Genomic DNA, 16,664 nt, shown 5'->3' on the forward strand with positions numbered 1-16,664 from the left:
GTGGTACATGAGCGATAGCGTCGAAATGTTTACCGATGGTGCCTGCAAGGGCAACCCTGGCCCCGGCGGCTGGGGTGTGCTGATGATTTTCAAGGGCGTTGAAAAAGAGTTGTGGGGCGGCGAACGTGAGACCACCAACAACCGCATGGAGTTGATGGCCGCCATCCAGGGGCTCATGGCGCTCAAACGTGAGTGCGAGGTCGTGCTGACGACTGACTCGCAGTACGTGATGAAAGGCATCAGCGAGTGGATGGTCAACTGGAAAAAGCGTGGCTGGAAGACCGCGGCCAAGGAGCCTGTGAAGAATGCCGACCTGTGGCAGTTGCTGGACGAACAGGTCAACCGCCACAAGGTGACCTGGAAGTGGGTGCGCGGCCACATTGGCCACCCCGGCAACGAGCGTGCAGACCAGCTGGCCAACCGTGGCGTGGACGAAGTGCGCGCCCGGGCCTGAAGCCCTGAACCCGATCCCAGGTGCGAAGGGGGCACAGCGCTTGCCTTCGGCCTGCTGTTATACTGCGCACCTTTGTAAGCGATGCAAGTTGGAGTCCCCAGGTGGAGCAACAGCAAGACAAGCGGTTCGTTATCCTCGATACCGAAACCACGGGTATGCCGGTCAGCGAGGGGCACCGCATCATCGAGATCGGCTGCGTCGAGGTGGTCGGCAGGCGTCTGACAGGCAGGCACTTCCACGTCTACCTGCAGCCTGACCGCGAAAGTGACGAGGGCGCGATCAATGTCCATGGCATCACTGACGCCTTTCTGGTTGGCAAACCTCGCTTCAGCGACGTAGCCGAGGAGTTCTTCGCGTTCATCCAGGGCGCCACGCTGGTCATCCACAACGCAGCGTTCGACGTGGGGTTCATCAACAACGAGTTCGCGCTGCTGGGCCAGCAGGACCGTGCCGACCTGTCCCAGCACTGCACCATTCTCGACACCTTGTTGCTGGCGCGGGCGCGTCATCCGGGGCAACGCAACAGCCTGGATGCCTTATGCAAACGCTACGATATCGACAACTCGGGGCGCGAACTGCACGGCGCGCTGCTCGACGCCGAGCTGCTGGCAGATGTCTATCTGGCGATGACCGGCGGCCAGACCAGTCTGTCGTTGGCAGGGCACGGCAGCGATTCGGACGAAAACGGGCAGGGCAGTGGTGGAACTGACATACGCCGCATCAGCGGACGTGCGCCAGGCCGGGTCATTCTGGCCACACCGGATGAGCTGGAATCACATGCCGAACGTCTTGCAGCGATTGCAAAGTCCGCCGGCGGCCCCTCGCTCTGGCAGGCGCTGACCGAGCGGTCAGCGGACTGAAAAAGTCACGGCCCGTTGCTGTTCAATCCAGGCCCGCAAAATCGGTACAAACATGATTGAGTAGCAACAGGCTAGTACTGTCTCCCTGTCATGGGATACGAATGATTTCGACACCGGTGCGGGCAAGCTCGAATCGATTTTCACCCAGGTAGTTGACGCGGTCGCCGATGGCAAGGCGGTAAGTAGTGATAGGTGCGCCGGTCGTGCTGCCGTCCAGTTGCAGGGTAGATTCCTGGAACTCGTGAACGGGATAGATACGGCCTTCGGCGTCGCGGGCATGGAATTGGCCGACCATTACTGCTGCCATTTGGGTGGAACCCTCTGAATTGCGTAGGAAATGTCTGTAGCAGTAGACCTTCCAAGGGCAAGGGAAGTTTTCGCGGCCAGGAAAAAAAACCAAAGCCGTGCAAAACGGTCATCTATAACTACATCGTCCCTGAAAACGTGAAGTTGGAGATTGCCATGACCCAGGTCTATTCGGTTGCCGTCGTCGTCGGTAGCCTGCGCAAGGATTCCTATAACCGCAAGGTGGCCCGCGCGCTGTCTGAGCTGGCGCCGTCTAGCCTGGCACTGAAGATCGTCGAGATCGGCGACTTACCCATGTATAACGAAGACCTGGAAACCGATGCTCCGCCAACTGCCTGGACACGCTTTCGGGAGGACATCAAGGGCAGCGATGCGGTGCTCTTCGTCACGCCAGAGTACAACCGGACCATGCCAGGCTGCCTGAAAAATGCCATCGACGTGGGTTCAAGGCCTTACGGGCAAAGCGCGTGGGGCGGTAAACCGGCAGCCGTGGCGAGTGTGTCGCCAGGCGCGATCGGCGGCTTTGGTGCCAACCATTCGGTGCGTCAGTCTCTGGTGTTCCTGGACATGCCGTGCATGCAGATGCCGGAGGCCTACATTGGCGGCGCTGCCAGTTTGTTCGACGAGTCAGGCAAGCTCAACGACAAAACCCGGCCGTTTCTGCAGGGCTTCATCGACAAGTTCGCGTCTTGGGTGAAGCTCAATCGGTCCGTATGACGGTGGGCTAGGCGGCGCCACATTGCGCAGGCCAGCCGGCCGGCGCAATGTCTGTCAGCCAGAGAATGCTCGATTGTGGCAGTCAATGGAAGGTATAGGACACTCCAGCATAGACCGCAGCGCCTTCCCCCGGGGTGGAGCGGGCAATGTCGCGCCCTGCGTCATTGAAGCCTGGGGTAACGGTTGCCGCGTAACGCTTGTTGGTCAGGTTGCGTAGATCCAGCCAGGTCTGCCAGTCACGCTGCGGCGAGTCCCAACCGAGACGGGCACCGAGCGTAGCGTAATCGTCGGCGTGGTAGCTGTTGGCGTAGTCCACTTGCACCTTGGACGCCATCTGCGTGTTGAGCCCGGCGTAGAAGCCATTGGGCCAGTCGAAGCGCAACTCGGCCTGGTAGTAATGCATGGGGATGCCCGGCAGGCGGTTGTGGCCGAATTTTTCGTCGTCGCGGTAATGGAAGTCACTGAAGGTATAGGCCTGGCGCAGGCTCAGGCGGCCCATGCCAGACTGTTCCCACAGGGTGCTGTCCAGCCCGGCCTCCACCCCTTGATGCACCGTGGCGCTGGCGTTGAATTCCGAGGTGAAGTTCGGCACCACCTCGACCGCGAGCAGTTCGTGGCGTACCTGGGAGTAGTACCAGGCAAGGTCCCATCGCCCGACCGCGGACTCGCCGCGCGCACCCACCTCCAGCGTGGTGGCGGTCTGGTTCTGCATTTTGATCGGTTGAATCTGCTTGCCGCCAACGCTTGGCGCACTCCAGATCAATGACCAAGGGTGCGGCGGTTCTACCGACCGGCTGAGGTTGCCGTATACCTGCAGGTCGGGGCGTATGTCGTAGCGCAGGCCCACCCGTGGCGCATAGTCCCAGTCGTGCAGGGACACCTTGCCGCCCTGGGCAGGGTAGGTCACGTCGCTCTCGCGGCGGGTATAGATCGCGGCCAGGCCTGTGGTCAGCCACACATTAGGTACCAGCTCCAGGTCGTTACCCACGTGCAACACGGTGTCTGAGCCTTGGTAGGTAAAGTCTCGGGTGCGGTCTGCGAATACATGGCCGTTACGAGCAAACTGCGACGCGCCGCTGTTGGGCAGGTGTTTGGTGGTGCGCCAGCCGATTGTGGACTTGCTTTCGCGCCCGAACAACGTATCGCGGCGCCTGTAGTCGAGTGTGCCGCTGACGTCGGTATAGGCGACTTTCAGGCGCATGGGCCCTTCGCGAAGGTCCATGGGGTAATCGTGGTACACCAGGCCAGCTTCAAGCTTGGCGTCATCATCGAGGTAAAAGGTTGTTTTGTTGCCCACCCAGGTGCTGCCCGGTTGCGGGCGACTGTCATCGCGAGCCAGGTAGCCTGGATTGGCTGCCTGCGGGTGGTGCTTGATCTGGTCTTTGGTCAGGCGACCGGCCAGTTCGTTTTCGGTTTCCCGGTAACGCAGGTAGAACCGCGTTTCCAGGTTCGGGTTGAAGCGGTAGCCGATGTTGGCGGCCATCCCGCTGGCGCTGCCACTGCTGTGCCGCTGATAGCCGTTGTACTCGACGTCGGTAAGGGCCACGTAGTAATCCAGGTCACCGAGTACCTGGCCCGAACTGATGTGCCGATGCTGATAGCCCCGGCTGCCCACTTCGTAGCGTATTTGCATTGGCGCGGCATCGCGGCCCGTGTGGGTGACATAGTTGATCGCGCCGCCGAGGGCCAGGGCACCTTGATCAAAGCCATTGGCCCCCCGTAGCACTTCGGCGCGGCTCAACCATAACGGTTCGAACAGCTCGTAGGGCGTGCCACCTGGTCCAGTCAGGGGCAGGCCATCGAACAGGGTGTACACACCCGAGCCATGCGCACCCGGTGCCCGGTTGATGCCCGAGCCACGGATCGACAGCTTGATCCCATCGTTGCCTGCCGACTGGGCGAATACCCCTGGCTGGTAGGCCAGAACGTCCTGATTGCTGGCCACGCGGCCTTGTCCAATGCTGTGCATGTCCACCATGTTGCTGGCGCCCGGTATGGCCCGCAAGCGCTCACTGGCGGCGCTCAGGTCGTCCTGTTCCTCCTCGGTGATCAGCACCTGGCCCAGTTCGACCGGCGCCGCTGCCAGCGCGGGCTGGGCGGCCATGAACACACCCAGCATACCCACGCAGGGGGTAAGGGACAAAACGCAACGCATTGTAGGGCTCCAGATAGATGGCGGACGAATATCAGCATTGAGACGAGCGAGATGGCGCTCGGAGCACGTCGAAAGTCGGCGAATTCATCGGGTTTCCAAGGCGCGCAATTGTATGAAGTTTCCGTACAAAGCCCGCCGCTAGAGTAGGCGCGTACTTGCTTCGTAAGGTGACTGCAGGCCGGCAGCATCGCCGGTCGTCACTTACCCGGAGTTCGAACATGGCTACCGATCCAAGAGGTCCACAACAATCCGTCTCAGCTAAACCCACAGGCGCGCCTACCGGCGACTCCCCAATCGCCCCCGCGCGCCTGACGCCCCGCGAACACCAGGTACTGCTGTGGTGCGCCTACGGTAAGAGCTCGTGGGAAATCGGGCAGATACTAGGTTGTAAGGAGTCGACGGTGAATTTTCATGTATCCAACATCATGCGCAAATTCGATGTGCCTACCCGGGTAGGGGCAGTCATCAAGGCTATTCGTTATGGCCTTTTGGCCGAAGCGTGAGGTGATTTATGAACCATCAAGACACTGCTCGTGCTGGCGACTGCCATGACCCATTCTGGCCACGCATTGATCTGAACGGGCTGCGCAAGCGCCTGAAGTTGCAGCGAACCACGGGGGATGCGGCAATCGAGGTAGCTGCTCATTGCGCCGTGATCAAAGCCGCTCGCGAGTTTGCCAACTGGCGCGTCGCGTTGCGAAGCCTGGGCTACAGACGCCTGGATGATGTGTGCGGGCATGACCATGGGCGCGCGCTGCGGATTTGTTATCTGTGCTTTGTGGACGCGGCAATCATGCTCTATCTGGGCCTGCCCTACGTACGCTCACCACGCCGGGGTGTGCGTCATGGCTGAACGACTTAACGCAGGGGGTGAATTCCAGGCGGTCATGGAGCTGCTGAGCGCCGAAGCCAGCGTGTTGTTTGCCGCCTTGCTTGGCGCGTTGCTGGTCAGTGCAGCTCGAGATCGGCTGATCACCGATACGGCCAAGCGGCTTACATTGAGCAAGAAAATACTGCTGGTGTTCGTGACGGTTGGGGTAGGGCATCTGTTCGAACCTTTGATTTCGTCCATCGCGCCTTTGCTGACCCCTGGTATGTCGGCCTTCGTCGCCGCTGTCGTGGTCATTCCCATCAGCTTGAAGGTCATGGTCTGGCTGGATTCGCTGGATCCGCGCGAGCTGATTCAGCGTTGGCGCCGTCGGGGTTAAGGGGCACTACTGCCAGAACCCTTACTGAGCTCGGTCAATCGCTGTTCCAGCAGCTGTATCCGTTGTTTGTCCTTGATCACGAGCAGGATGGCCTGGCGGTCAGTGGGGGACAGAGTGCGCAATCGCCCCAGCAGATCCGACTCCCACTCAGCGTTTTCTTGAGCAAAAAAAGCAGCTTGGCCCTTGCCCAACAGCAACCAGTCAAGAGAGCACGCATAGTGTACGGCAATCTCTACGCAAAACGAATATGGGACACTGTTGCGGACTTTCCAGCTGCTCAAGGTCTGCGGGCTGATCGACAACGCCCGTGAAAGCTCCGCATCAGTGTGGGTACCGGTCAGCTGCTTGAGACGCTCCATGACGGCAGCGAGCGCATGAGTACTCATAACAAATATCCATCACTGGTTTAATGATATTCCATGGGCTTAAACTACTCGTTACGAATACAGCCCTGTGCTTTTAGGAGGATTCCCGCATGAGGAACTTGAAGATGAGCCACCCAGCCATGCATTCAGCCAAAACTTACGTGGCCCTAGGATCATGCCTACATCGCAGAAGCAGCAACAATGCTAGCAGGTACTTCTCGTGAGTACTTATAAACTGGTTTGCCCGCATTGCCACAGCCGCATGCGCATACGTACCAGCGAAGGCCGTCATATTTTCCTGCGAATTGCCTATTTGCAATGCACCACCGAGGCGTGCGGTTGGTCAGTACGGGCTGAGTTCGAGATGACCCACGAGCTGTCCCCAAGCGGCATGCCCAACCCTGGCGTTTACCTCCCACCCGCCAAGGGCGACGTGCGCAAGGCGGCATTACCGGACACAGCCGCTGTGCTGGCGCGGTGAGTGAGGCGCAGCGATGTGGCCAAGGATGGCGTACCACGTTAATGGCGCGGATACAAAAACACCCCGCACAAGCGGGGTGTTTCGCGTTGCCAGACCGATCAGCCGATCAGTTGCAGGCTTGCTTGCTGGACAAGGTCCAGCAAGGGCTGTGGATACACGCCGAGAATGAACGCAAGCACGGCGACGGCCAGCAGCATGACGCCACCGGTGCGCTGTTCCCATTTCAGCGGGGCATCATGACGGCGCAGGTTCGGCTCTACCAGGTACAGGGTCACCATGACGCGCAAGTAGTAGTACACGCCAATGGCGCTACCGATTACCAGAGCACCTACTAGCCACCACAGTTGCGACTCGACACCGGTGGCAATGATGTAGAACTTACCGATGAAGCCAGCGGTGAGCGGGATGCCGGCCAGCGAAAGCATCATCACGGTCAGCACGGCAGTCAGGTAAGGGCGACGCCAGAACAGACCGCGGTACTCGTACAGCGCGTCAGCGTCGCGGCCACCGTAGGGCGAGGACATCAGGGTGATGACGCCGAACGCCCCCAGGCTGGTGAGCACGTAGGTGACCAGATAGACGCCCATGGCCTCCAGCGCCAAGCCCTTGCTGGCGACCAGCGCGATCAGCAGGTAGCCGAAATGGGCGATGGACGAGTAACCCAGCAGGCGCTTGAGGTTGTTCTGAGTCAACGCCAACAGGTTGCCGACCAGGATCGAGGCCACGGCGATCACTGCAAGCACCGTGCTCAGCACACCGCTGCTGGCGGCAGGGGAGAGCATGAACAGGCGGATGACCACTGCGAAGACCGCTACTTTGCTGGCCGTAGCGAGGAACGCTGCAACCGGCGCCGGGGCACCTTCGTACACATCGGGCGTCCACAGGTGGAACGGTACCAGCGACAGCTTGAACGCCAGCCCGACCAGCATCATGCCCAGACCCAGTTGAGCCAGCAGGCTCGGCATGCTGGTGGCAGCCAGTGCCTTGCCCAGCTGGTCGAAGGTCAGGCTACCGGCATCTGCGTACAGCAGCGCCATGCCGAACAGCAGGAAGGCCGAACCTGCGGCCGACAGCACCATGTACTTGATGCCGGCTTCAAGCGAGCGCTTGTTGAAGAAGGCGTAGGCCACCAGGCCATAGACCGGTACCGACAGCAACTCAAGGCCGATGAACAGGCCCGCCAGGTGGTTGGCGCTGACCAGCACCAGCCCGCCCAGTGCCGACATCAGCAGCAGCAGGTACAGCTCTTCGCGGTTGCCCGGGAAACCCTTGGCGCCTTCGCCCAGGTAGGCATGGGCCAGCGTCACGCACGCCAGGGTCGCGACCAGCATGATCGCCATGTACAGGCAGGCGAACTTGTCGATGGTGATCAGCGACGTGACCGCCAGGGGCGCGACCTTCAGTGCCGGCAGGATCGAGAGCAGGGCCAGGTTCAGCCCCACGGTGGACAGCAGGAATGTCTGCGAGTGATTGCGCTTCCAGGCGATCGCCAGCATCACCACCACCGTGGTGATGGTGGTGATCAGCATCGGCGCCAATGCGATGAAGTGTTGAGTGGTGAATTCCATAGCGCTCTTACCGGGCCGAAGCGAGTTGAGTGAAAGCGGAACCGAGCCACTGCTGCACACCACTCATGGTGGCGGCAGAGGTGTCGAGGAACGGCTGTGGATACACGCCCAGCAGCACCAGCAGTACCGCCAGGCCCAGCACCATGACCAGCTCGCGGGTGTCCATGCCGGCCAGTACGGTGTCCGATTTGCTCGGGCCGAAGTAGGCGCGATGAATCATGATCAGCGAGTAGACCGAGCCGAACACCAGGCCAGTGGTGGCGATGACGGTGATCCACGGCACGTGTACGAAGCTGCCGAGCAGGATCAGGAACTCACCCACGAAGTTGCCGGTACCTGGCAGCCCCAGGGAGGCGGCAGCGAAGAACAGGCTGATGGCAGGCAGGTAGGCGATGCGGTGCCACAGCCCGCCCATCTGGCGCATGTCACGGGTGTGCAGACGCTCGTACAGCTGGCCGGACAGGATGAACAGCGCGGCAGCCGACAGGCCGTGAGCCAGCATCTGGATGACTGCACCTTGCAGTGCTTGCTGGCTACCGGAATAGATGCCGATCAGCACGAAGCCCATGTGCGAGACGCTGGAGAAGGCGATCAGGCGCTTGATGTCGGTCTGGGCAAAGGCCAGGAAGGCGCCGTAGAAGATGCCGATCAGGCCCAGGGTCATGGCGATGGGCGCGAACTCTGCCGATGCATTGGGGAACAGCGGCAGGGCAAAGCGCAGCAGGCCATAGGCCGCGGTCTTGAGCAGGATACCGGCCAGGTCCACGGAGCCTGCAGTAGGCGCCTGGGCGTGGGCATCGGGCAACCAGGAGTGGAACGGTACCACCGGCAGCTTCACCGCAAAGGCAATGAAGAAGCCCAGCATCAGCAGGTACTCGGTACCGGCCGGCAGGTCGGCCTTGAGCAGGTCGCTGTAGTTGAAGGTGATCACACCGGTATTGGTGTAGTTGACCAGGACCAGGCCCAAGATCGCCACCAGCATGATCAGGCCACTGGCCTGGGTGAAGATGAAGAACTTGGTCGCCGCGTAGATGCGCGTCTTCTTGCCGTCCGCTGAGCTATGACCCCAGAGCGCGATGAGGAAGTACATCGGCACCAGCATCATTTCCCAGAAGAAGAAGAACAGGAACAGATCCAGCGCCAGGAACACACCGACCACACCGCCCAGGATCCACATCAGGTTCAGGTGGAAGAAGCCGACATGGCGCTGGATCTCTTTCCAGGAGCACAGCACCGACAGCACGCCCAGCAGGCCTGTGAGCAGGATCATCAGCAGCGACAGGCCGTCGAGCGCCAGGTGGATGCTGATGCCGAAGCGCTGGATCCACTGGACTTTGTATTCCAGGGCCCATGCAGGCTCGGCGCCCGGGGCAGGGGCAAGGGTGTAGTCGCCGTTAGCCCACAGCCACAGGCCGATGCCGAGCAACAGGGACATGGTCAGCAGCGCGATCCAGCGCGGCAGGGTAGCGCCGAAGCGCTCGCCCAGCCAGCACAGGAAGCCGCCGATGAAGGGGATCAGGATCAGCCAAGGCAAAATCATGACGGGTTGGTTTCCTTTTGCAGGGTCGCAAGGTTCGCAAGGTTCATGGTCATACCGCGGCCACTACCACAGCGCCGAGTACCAGCACTGCGCCAATGGCGATGGAGGCGGTGTACCAGCGCAGCTGGCCCGTCTCGGTCTTGGTCATGGCCACGTGGCCACCGCGAGCCAGGCGAGGGATCAGGCCGATACCGCGGTCAACCGGGTCTTTGCGCAGCAGGTGGCTGATCAGCAGGTAGGGCTTGACGAACAGCTTGTCGTAGATCCAGTCAAAGCCCCAGGCCGCGAACCACCAGGCCGACAGCACGCGGCCGATACCACTGTTGGCCACCGCGCTGACGAAGCTGCGCTTGCCCAGGAACAGCAAGGCGGCGAGCAGGATACCGGCAATGGCGATGGCGCCCGAGGTGATCTCCAGCGCATGCTTGGCTTCACCGCCAGCATGGCCTGCGCTCTGTGGCAACACATCAGCCAGCGGCGGGGTGATCCATGCGCCGACGAAGGTCGACAGCACGATCAGCACGCCCAGTGGCAGCCAATGGCTGATGCCGTGGCCGGCATGAGCTTCGGTCTTGGCTTCGCCGTGGAAGGCGATGAAGATCAGGCGGAAGGTGTACAGCGAGGTCATGAAGGCGCCGACCAGGCCGGCGTAAAGCAGGCCGGAGTTGCCGCTGGCGAAGGCTTCCCACAGGATCTCGTCCTTGGAGTAGAAGCCCACGGTCACGATCGGCAAGGCCGCCAGGGCAGCGCCACCGACCACGAAGCTGGCGTAGGCCAGGGGCAGTTTCTTCCACAGGCCGCCCATCTTGAAGATGTTCTGCTCGTGGTGGCAGGCCACGATGACGGCACCCGAGGCCAAGAACAGCAGCGCCTTGAAGAAGGCGTGGGTCATCAGGTGGAAGATCGCCGCATCCCAGGCGCCGACGCCCAGGGCCAGGAACATGTAGCCGATCTGGCTCATGGTCGAGTAGGCCAGGATACGCTTGATGTCGGTTTGCACCAGTGCAGCGAAGCCCGCCAGCACCAGGGTCACGCCACCCACCACGCCCACCAAGTGCAGGATGTCCGGCGCCAGCAGGAACAGGCCATTGGTACGGGCGATCAGGTAGACACCAGCCGTGACCATCGTCGCCGCGTGGATCAGCGCCGACACTGGGGTCGGGCCGGCCATGGCGTCTGCCAACCAGGTCTGCAGCGGCAGCTGCGCGGATTTGCCCACGGCACCGCCCAGCAGCATCAGTGTTGCCAGCACCATCCAGGTATCACCGGCCTGGAATTTCTGCGGTGCCAGCACCAGCAGTTCCTGGACGTTCAGCGTGCCCAGCTGGGCGAACAGGATGAACAGGCCGATGGCCATGAACACGTCGCCAATCCGGGTGACGATGAAGGCCTTGAGCGCTGCGTTACCGTTGTTGCGGTTGCTGTAATAGAAACCGATCAACAGGTAGGAACACAGGCCCACCCCTTCCCAGCCGAAGTAGATGAACAGCAGGTTGTCGCCCAGGATCAGGAACAGCATGCTGGCGATGAACAGGTTGGTGTACGAGAAGAACCGCGAGTAGCCGGTCTCGCCACGCATGTACCAGGACGCGAACAAGTGGATCAGGAAGCCCACACCCGTCACTACGCCCAGCATGGTGACCGACAGGCCATCAAGGTACAGGGTGAAGTTCGGCGCAAAGCCATCCACCGACATCCACTGCCACAGCAGCTGGCTGTACGCACCGCCTTCAGGCGGGGCGACGTTGAACTGCCAGATCACGTAGGCGGCCGTGGCCGCCGACAGGCCCACCGAACCGACGCCGATCAGAGCGGACAGGTTCTCCGAGAACCTCCCGCGCGAGAACGACAGCAGCACAAAGCCGATGAGGGGAAAGACGAAAGTCAGGAAGAGAAGGTTCATCCGCGCATCTCACTGGCAGCATCGATGTCGAGAGTGTGGAAGCGGCGATACAGCTGCAGCAGGATGGCCAGGCCAATGCTGGCCTCGGCTGCTGCCAGGCTGATCACCAGAATGAACATCACCTGGCCATCGGGTTGGACCCAACGGGCACCGGCGACGACGAACGCCAGGGCAGAAGCGTTCATCATGACTTCCAGGCTCATGAGCACGAAGAGGATGTTGCGGCGGACCATCAGGCCAACCAGACCTAAGCAGAACAGGATGCCGGCGACGGCCAGACCATGTTCGAGAGGGATAGCACCCATGATTTACTCCTTCGCCTCATTGCGGCCCAGGTGGAAGGCGGTGACAGCTGCCGCGAGCAGCAGCATCGACGCCAGTTCGACCACCAGCAGGTAGGGGCCGAACAGGCTCACACCCACTGCTTTCGGGCCCACGGTGGTACCGCTGATGGCAGCGCCGCTGGGTGCGACGAACAGCACATACAGCAGTTCCACCAGCAACAGGGCGCCGAGGATCACCGGCCCTGCCCAGATACCGGGCTTGAGCCAGCCGCGCTCCTGGGCGACCGACGCCGGCCCCAGGTTAAGCATCATCACCACGAAGACGAACAGCACCATGATGGCGCCGGCATAGGCGATCACTTCCAGGGCGCCCGCGAACGGCGCGCCAAGGGAAAAGAAGATCATCGCCACGGAAATCAGCGAGATGATCAGGTAGAGCAGGGCGTGTACGGGGTTTGTGCCGGTCACCACCCGAAGGGTGGAGACCACGGCGATCCCGGATGCGAAGTAGAAAGCGAATTCCATCTTTCTGTCCTTATGGGAGCAAGCTCTTCACGTTGATCGGCTCGGCTTCGTTCTGCGCAGCGCCTTTCGGCTTGCCAGCGATTGCCATGCCCGCAACACGGTAGAAGTTGTAGTCAGGGTTCTTGCCGGGGCCGGAGATCAGCAGATCTTCTTTCTCGTACACCAGGTCCTGACGCTTGAACTCGGCCATTTCGAAATCCGGAGTCAGCTGGATTGCGGTGGTCGGGCACGCTTCTTCGCACAGGCCGCAGAAGATGCAGCGCGAGAAGTTGATGCGGAAGAACTCCGGGTACCAACGGCCGTCGTCGGTTTCTGCCTTCTGCAGCGAGATGCAGCCCACCGGGCAGGCTACCGCGCACAGGTTGCAGGCCACGCAGCGCTCTTCGCCGTCGGGGTCGCGCGTCAGGACGATGCGGCCACGGTAGCGTGGCGGCAGGTACACGGGTTCTTCGGGGTACTGCAGGGTGTCGCGCTTGCGGAACCCGTGGGAGAACACCATGGCCAGGCTGCGCAGCTGGGTGCCGGTGCCCTTAACGATGTCGCCGATATACTTGAACATGGGTCAAATCCTCACTGGGCCGCGACGGCTGGCGTGTTGTAAAGCACGATCGCAGCGGTCACCAGCAAATTGATCAGGGTCAGCGGCAGGCAGAACTTCCAGCTGAAGTCCATCACCTGGTCATAGCGTGGGCGCGGAATGGAGGCGCGCAGCAGGATGAACAGCATGATGAAGAACGCGGTCTTCAGGGCGAACCACAGGAACGACAGTTGCGGCAGGATGCCGAACGGGCCGTGCCAGCCGCCGAAGAACAGGGTGACCAGCAGCGCCGAGATGAGGATGATGCCGATGTACTCACCGACGAAGAACATGCCCCACTTCATGCCGGCATACTCGATGTGGTAGCCGTCGGCCAGTTCCTGTTCCGCTTCCGGCTGGTCGAAGGGGTGACGGTGAGTCACGGCCACGCCAGCGATGAAGAAGGTGCAGAAGCCGAAGAACTGCGGAATGATGAACCACAGGTTCTGCGCCTGGTACTCGACGATGTCGCGCATGTTGAACGAGCCGACCTGCACCACCACGCCCATCAGCGCCAGGCCCAGGAACACTTCGTACGACACGGTCTGGGCCGAGGCCCGCAAGCTGCCCAGCAAGGCGTACTTGTTGTTCGAGGACCAGCCGGCAAACAGCACGGCATACACCGACAGACCGGCCATGGCGAAGAAGAACAGCAGGCCGATATTCAAGTCGGCCACGCCCCAGGTCGGGGTGATCGGGATGACCACGAAGGCAATCAGCAGGGCGCTCATGGCCACGACCGGTGCCAGGGTGAAGATCACGCGGTCGACGAAGGGCGGGTTCCAGTCTTCCTTGAAGAACATCTTGAGCATGTCGGCAGCGATCTGGAACATGCCGAACGGGCCGACGCGGTTCGGACCGTAACGGTCCTGCCACCAGCCCAGCAGGCGCCGCTCGATGAAGCTGAGCAGCGCGCCGCAGACCACCACCGCCAACAGGACCACGATGGCCCGTAGCACGGTGAGGATCACGTCGATCACTTCGGGGGTGAACCAGCTCATTGTGCTGCCTCCTGCAGGCCTTCGACGGATGCCCCGAACACGGCTGGCGGGATGCCGGCCAGGCCCTTGGGCAGCGCGACCAGGCCAGCGCCCAGCGCTTCATTGATACGCAGCGGCAAGCGTAGCGCCACACCCGCGACGTTCAGGTCCAGCAGGGCGCCTTCGTTGACGCCCAGGCGATCGGCTTCGGACTTGGCCAGGGCCACGTAGGCAGCCGGAATGCGCTCTTGCACTGGCGCGGCACGCGAGGAGCTTTCTTCGCTGCCGAACAGGTGGAAGAACGGTACTGCCGTCCAGGTGCCGCGGGCCGGGTTGAAGGCGCCAGGCACCGTGGTGAACCAGGCCAGGCCATCACCTTGGGATTCGATCAGGCGTACGCCGGGGTCGCCGGCACGCAAGTGACCGCCCACCTCGTCCTGAAACTTGTTCCAGGCCTGGGGCGAGTTCCAGCCTGGCGACCAGGCGAACGGGACCTGCTGACGTGGCTCGGCCGAGCCCGAATACCCTTCCATGGAGAAGGCGAATGCCGTATCGCGGTCTTGCGGGGTACGCGGCTCGTGCACGCTGATGTTGGCGCGCATGGCGGTGCGACCGGAGTAGCGCAGCGGCTCGCGGGCAAGCTTCAGGCCCTTGATGCGGAAGGCGGCGCTTGGCGCGGCGTCGACGATGCCAGCCAGTTGCGGGGCCGCCTGGGCGCAGGCGTGGGTCACGTGGTCCAGTTGGGTCCAGTCCACGGGCTTGGCCAGCAAGGTTGCACGCAGGGCGTGCATCCAGCGCCAGCCTTCGTGGACCTGGATGCTGCTGTCCAGGTACTGCGGGTCGAACACCTGGAAGAAGCGCTGGGCACGGCCTTCCTGGCTGACCAGGGTGCCGTCGCCTTCGGCGAAGGAAGCGGCCGGCAGTACCAGGTGAGCGCGCTCGACCGTCGGGGTTCTGGAGTGATCGGCAACGATGACCACCTTGGCCGCTGCTAGGGCAGCGTCCACTTTGGCCGCAGGCACACGGGCGTAGAGGTCGTTTTCCAGCACCACGATGGCGTCGGCCTTGCCGTCGATGACCGCATCCAGCGCAGCGTCGACCGATTCGCCACCCAGCATGGCCAGGCCAAGGCTGTTGGCTTCAGGTACCACCAGGCTCAGCGAGCCTTGTTTGTCGCGCAGCTTCAGGGCTTTGGCGATGTTGGCGGCGGCCTCGATCAGCGAGGCATCGGCCAGCGAGGTGCCGGCAATGACCAGCGGGCGCTTGGCGGCGATCAGGGCATCGGCGATGCGCTGTGCCAGGGCCTTGGCCTCGTCGTCCAGGCCGGCGACAGCGGGTGCACTTGGGTCGATGGCATGGGCCACGGCAAAACCAAGGCGGGCCAGGTCCGCCGGGGCTGCATGCACGCACTCCTCGGCCACGTCGTCGAGCTTGGTCTCGGCCAGGCTGGCGATGAACAGGGGGTACAGCGCATGCTGGCCGATGTTCTTGACGGCGGCGTCGAGCCACGGCTGAACCTTCATCGCCTCGGCCATGGCCTCGGCCTTGCCCTTGGTGGCCTGGCGCACGGCCAGGGCGACACGGGCAGCGGTCTGGGTCAGGTCTTCACCGAGCACGAATACCGCGTCGTGGTCTTCGATGTCGCGCAGGGTCGGAACGGGCAGGGGGCTGTTGTTCAGCACCTCCAGCGCCAGGCGCACGCGCGCCAGTTCACCGGCTTCCATCCCACAGTGGAAATACTCGGCACCGACCAGTTCGCGCAGGCCATAGTTGCTTTCCAGGCTGGCGCGTGGCGAACCGATACCGACGATGGTGCGGCCGCGCAGCAGGTCGGCGGCTTTGTCCAGGGCAGCGTCCAGGCCCAGCTTGGTGCCGTCGGCCAGTTGCGCCTGGCGTGGACGATCCGTGCGGTTGACGTAGCCATAGCCGAAGCGGCCCCGGTCGCACAGGAAGTACTGGTTCACCGAGCCGTTGAAACGGTTCTCGATGCGGCGCAGTTCACCGTAACGCTCGCCTGGGCTGATGTTGCAGCCACTGGAGCAACCGTGGCAGATACTCGGGGCAAACTGCATGTCCCACTTGCGGTTGTAGCGTTCGGAGTGGGTCTTGTCGGTGAACACGCCGGTTGGGCAGACTTCGGTCAGGTTGCCCGAGAACTCGCTTTCCAGCACGCCGTCTTCAACGCGGCCGAAATAGACGTTGTCATGGGCGCCATAGACACCCAGGTCGGTGCCACCGGCATAGTCCTTGTAGTAACGCACGCAGCGGTAGCAGGCGATGCAGCGGTTCATCTCATGGGCGATGAACGGGCCAAGGTCCTGGTTCTGGTGGGTGCGCTTGGTGAAGCGATAGCGGCGCTCGTTGTGGCCGGTCATCACCGTCATGTCTTGCAGGTGGCAGTGACCGCCTTCCTCGCACACGGGGCAGTCGTGCGGGTGGTTGGTCATCAGCCATTCGACGACGCTGGCGCGAAACGCCTTGGACTCGTCATCGTCGATGGAGATCCAGGTGCCGTCGGATGCAGGCGTCATGCAGGACATGACGATACGCCCGCGGGTGTCGTTCTCGTCGGTGTACTGCTTGACCGCGCACTGGCGGCAGGCACCGACGCTGCCAAGCGCCGGGTGCCAGCAGAAATAAGGGATGTCGAGGCCAAGTGACAGACAGGCCTGTAACAGGTTGTCTGCACCGTTGACTTCGAGCGCTTTGCCGTCTACGTGGATAGTGGCCATTGTTCAAAG

General features: G+C 62.1%; 18 protein-coding genes. 7 read left to right on the forward strand and 11 right to left on the reverse strand.

Annotated features, from left to right (window positions below):
* Positions 1–7: 7 nt before the first annotated feature.
* Together rnhA and dnaQ are read left to right on the forward strand one after the other, a co-directional pair.
* Positions 8–454 (forward strand): ribonuclease HI, encoded by a 447-nt coding sequence (rnhA, locus tag ACF8GB_RS04665; protein WP_058639800.1) that lies wholly within the window; start codon positions 8–10, stop codon positions 452–454.
* Between the two features lie 155 nt (positions 455–609).
* Positions 610–1,314 (forward strand): DNA polymerase III subunit epsilon, encoded by a 705-nt coding sequence (gene dnaQ / locus ACF8GB_RS04670; RefSeq protein WP_230375146.1) that lies wholly within the window; start codon positions 610–612, stop codon positions 1,312–1,314.
* 88 nt (positions 1,315–1,402) lie between these two features.
* Here the strand turns inward: dnaQ and ACF8GB_RS04675 are convergent, their stop codons facing one another.
* The gene (locus tag ACF8GB_RS04675; protein WP_023534782.1) at positions 1,403–1,621 is read right to left on the reverse strand and encodes a hypothetical protein; all 219 of its coding nucleotides are present in this window, start codon (positions 1,619–1,621) and stop codon (positions 1,403–1,405) included.
* A gap of 155 nt (positions 1,622–1,776) precedes the next feature.
* On the opposite strand from ACF8GB_RS04675, the gene ACF8GB_RS04680 reads away from it, so the two are divergent.
* Positions 1,777–2,337 (forward strand): NADPH-dependent FMN reductase, encoded by a 561-nt coding sequence (locus tag ACF8GB_RS04680; protein WP_078478309.1) that lies wholly within the window; start codon positions 1,777–1,779, stop codon positions 2,335–2,337.
* An 82-nt stretch (positions 2,338–2,419) separates the two neighbouring features.
* Here ACF8GB_RS04680 and ACF8GB_RS04685 read toward each other — a convergent pair whose 3' ends face one another.
* Complete coding sequence (locus tag ACF8GB_RS04685; protein WP_196186360.1) at positions 2,420–4,492, reverse strand: TonB-dependent receptor domain-containing protein; 2,073 nt, start codon at positions 4,490–4,492, stop codon at positions 2,420–2,422.
* A 218-nt stretch (positions 4,493–4,710) separates the two neighbouring features.
* Between ACF8GB_RS04685 and ACF8GB_RS04690 the strand changes: the two genes are divergently transcribed.
* From ACF8GB_RS04690 to ACF8GB_RS04700, 3 genes are read left to right on the forward strand one after another with little or no spacing between them, the layout of a single operon-like run.
* A complete protein-coding gene (locus ACF8GB_RS04690; RefSeq protein WP_288399204.1) occupies positions 4,711–4,995 on the forward strand; it encodes a helix-turn-helix domain-containing protein in 285 nt (94 codons plus the stop codon).
* 8 nt (positions 4,996–5,003) lie between these two features.
* Entirely contained in the window at positions 5,004–5,345 is a 342-nt protein-coding gene (locus ACF8GB_RS04695; RefSeq protein ID WP_078478311.1) for a head completion/stabilization protein, read from the forward strand.
* A gap of 34 nt (positions 5,346–5,379) precedes the next feature.
* Positions 5,380–5,700: a hypothetical protein gene (locus tag ACF8GB_RS04700; protein ID WP_228385183.1), complete on the forward strand. Its 321-nt coding sequence runs from the start codon at positions 5,380–5,382 to the stop codon at positions 5,698–5,700.
* Here ACF8GB_RS04700 and ACF8GB_RS04705 read toward each other — a convergent pair.
* Complete coding sequence (locus tag ACF8GB_RS04705; RefSeq protein ID WP_058605088.1) at positions 5,697–6,086, reverse strand: helix-turn-helix domain-containing protein; 390 nt, start codon at positions 6,084–6,086, stop codon at positions 5,697–5,699. The two genes, ACF8GB_RS04700 and ACF8GB_RS04705, sit on opposite strands and share 4 nt — an antisense overlap.
* Before the next feature lie 199 nt (positions 6,087–6,285).
* Here ACF8GB_RS04705 and ACF8GB_RS04710 point away from each other — a divergent pair, with 199 nt between their 5' ends.
* On the forward strand, positions 6,286–6,546 hold the full coding sequence (locus ACF8GB_RS04710; RefSeq protein ID WP_058605087.1) for an ogr/Delta-like zinc finger family protein: 261 nt from the start codon (positions 6,286–6,288) through the stop codon (positions 6,544–6,546).
* Between the two features lie 98 nt (positions 6,547–6,644).
* Here ACF8GB_RS04710 and nuoN read toward each other — a convergent pair whose 3' ends face one another.
* Genes nuoN through nuoG form a run of 8 tightly spaced genes read right to left on the reverse strand, consistent with a single transcriptional unit; the run spans position 6,645 to position 16,655 of the window.
* Positions 6,645–8,114 carry an NADH-quinone oxidoreductase subunit NuoN gene (nuoN, locus tag ACF8GB_RS04715; protein ID WP_058605086.1) on the reverse strand — a complete coding sequence of 490 codons (1,470 nt, stop codon included), beginning with the start codon at positions 8,112–8,114 and terminating at the stop codon, positions 6,645–6,647.
* Between the two features lie 7 nt (positions 8,115–8,121).
* Positions 8,122–9,654 (reverse strand): NADH-quinone oxidoreductase subunit M, encoded by a 1,533-nt coding sequence (nuoM, locus tag ACF8GB_RS04720; protein ID WP_058639795.1) that lies wholly within the window; start codon positions 9,652–9,654, stop codon positions 8,122–8,124.
* 49 nt (positions 9,655–9,703) lie between these two features.
* On the reverse strand, positions 9,704–11,557 hold the full coding sequence (gene nuoL / locus ACF8GB_RS04725) for an NADH-quinone oxidoreductase subunit L (protein ID WP_078478313.1): 1,854 nt from the start codon (positions 11,555–11,557) through the stop codon (positions 9,704–9,706).
* Positions 11,554–11,862 (reverse strand): NADH-quinone oxidoreductase subunit NuoK, encoded by a 309-nt coding sequence (nuoK, locus tag ACF8GB_RS04730; RefSeq protein ID WP_003251446.1) that lies wholly within the window; start codon positions 11,860–11,862, stop codon positions 11,554–11,556. The genes nuoL and nuoK overlap by 4 nt, the downstream gene beginning before the upstream one ends.
* A 3-nt stretch (positions 11,863–11,865) precedes the next feature.
* Entirely contained in the window at positions 11,866–12,366 is a 501-nt protein-coding gene (gene nuoJ, locus ACF8GB_RS04735) for an NADH-quinone oxidoreductase subunit J (RefSeq protein ID WP_023534783.1), read from the reverse strand.
* Positions 12,367–12,376: 10 nt separating this feature from the next.
* Entirely contained in the window at positions 12,377–12,925 is a 549-nt protein-coding gene (gene nuoI / locus ACF8GB_RS04740; protein WP_023534793.1) for an NADH-quinone oxidoreductase subunit NuoI, read from the reverse strand.
* Positions 12,926–12,936: 11 nt separating this feature from the next.
* Entirely contained in the window at positions 12,937–13,944 is a 1,008-nt protein-coding gene (gene nuoH, locus ACF8GB_RS04745; RefSeq protein WP_027916254.1) for an NADH-quinone oxidoreductase subunit NuoH, read from the reverse strand.
* Positions 13,941–16,655, reverse strand: coding sequence for an NADH-quinone oxidoreductase subunit NuoG (gene nuoG, locus ACF8GB_RS04750; protein WP_078478314.1), 2,715 nt, complete (start codon positions 16,653–16,655; stop codon positions 13,941–13,943). The genes nuoH and nuoG overlap by 4 nt, the downstream gene beginning before the upstream one ends.
* Positions 16,656–16,664 lie beyond the last annotated feature (9 nt).

It is taken from the genome of Pseudomonas sp. xss_4, assembly GCF_043104125.1.
Lineage (GTDB): Bacteria > Pseudomonadota > Gammaproteobacteria > Pseudomonadales > Pseudomonadaceae > Aquipseudomonas > Aquipseudomonas parafulva_B.

Excerpts from the sequence above, each read along its gene's own strand:
- ACF8GB_RS04685 (WP_196186360.1), bottom strand. The coding sequence starts at position 4,492 with ATGCGTTGCGTTTTGTCCCTTACCCCCTGCGTGGGTATGCTGGGTGTG.
- nuoM (WP_058639795.1), bottom strand. The coding sequence starts at position 9,654 with ATGATTTTGCCTTGGCTGATCCTGATCCCCTTCATCGGCGGCTTCCTG.
- ACF8GB_RS04705 (WP_058605088.1), bottom strand. The coding sequence starts at position 6,086 with ATGAGTACTCATGCGCTCGCTGCCGTCATGGAGCGTCTCAAGCAGCTG.
- nuoK (WP_003251446.1), bottom strand. The coding sequence starts at position 11,862 with ATGGGTGCTATCCCTCTCGAACATGGTCTGGCCGTCGCCGGCATCCTG.
- ACF8GB_RS04700 (WP_228385183.1), top strand. The coding sequence starts at position 5,380 with ATGGAGCTGCTGAGCGCCGAAGCCAGCGTGTTGTTTGCCGCCTTGCTT.
- nuoG (WP_078478314.1), bottom strand. The coding sequence starts at position 16,655 with ATGGCCACTATCCACGTAGACGGCAAAGCGCTCGAAGTCAACGGTGCA.
- nuoJ (WP_023534783.1), bottom strand. The coding sequence starts at position 12,366 with ATGGAATTCGCTTTCTACTTCGCATCCGGGATCGCCGTGGTCTCCACC.
- nuoI (WP_023534793.1), bottom strand. The coding sequence starts at position 12,925 with ATGTTCAAGTATATCGGCGACATCGTTAAGGGCACCGGCACCCAGCTG.
- ACF8GB_RS04690 (WP_288399204.1), top strand. The coding sequence starts at position 4,711 with ATGGCTACCGATCCAAGAGGTCCACAACAATCCGTCTCAGCTAAACCC.
- ACF8GB_RS04695 (WP_078478311.1), top strand. The coding sequence starts at position 5,004 with ATGAACCATCAAGACACTGCTCGTGCTGGCGACTGCCATGACCCATTC.
- ACF8GB_RS04675 (WP_023534782.1), bottom strand. The coding sequence starts at position 1,621 with ATGGCAGCAGTAATGGTCGGCCAATTCCATGCCCGCGACGCCGAAGGC.
- dnaQ (WP_230375146.1), top strand. The coding sequence starts at position 610 with ATGCCGGTCAGCGAGGGGCACCGCATCATCGAGATCGGCTGCGTCGAG.
- nuoH (WP_027916254.1), bottom strand. The coding sequence starts at position 13,944 with ATGAGCTGGTTCACCCCCGAAGTGATCGACGTGATCCTCACCGTGCTA.
- nuoL (WP_078478313.1), bottom strand. The coding sequence starts at position 11,557 with ATGAACCTTCTCTTCCTGACTTTCGTCTTTCCCCTCATCGGCTTTGTG.
- nuoN (WP_058605086.1), bottom strand. The coding sequence starts at position 8,114 with ATGGAATTCACCACTCAACACTTCATCGCATTGGCGCCGATGCTGATC.
- rnhA (WP_058639800.1), top strand. The coding sequence starts at position 8 with ATGAGCGATAGCGTCGAAATGTTTACCGATGGTGCCTGCAAGGGCAAC.
- ACF8GB_RS04680 (WP_078478309.1), top strand. The coding sequence starts at position 1,777 with ATGACCCAGGTCTATTCGGTTGCCGTCGTCGTCGGTAGCCTGCGCAAG.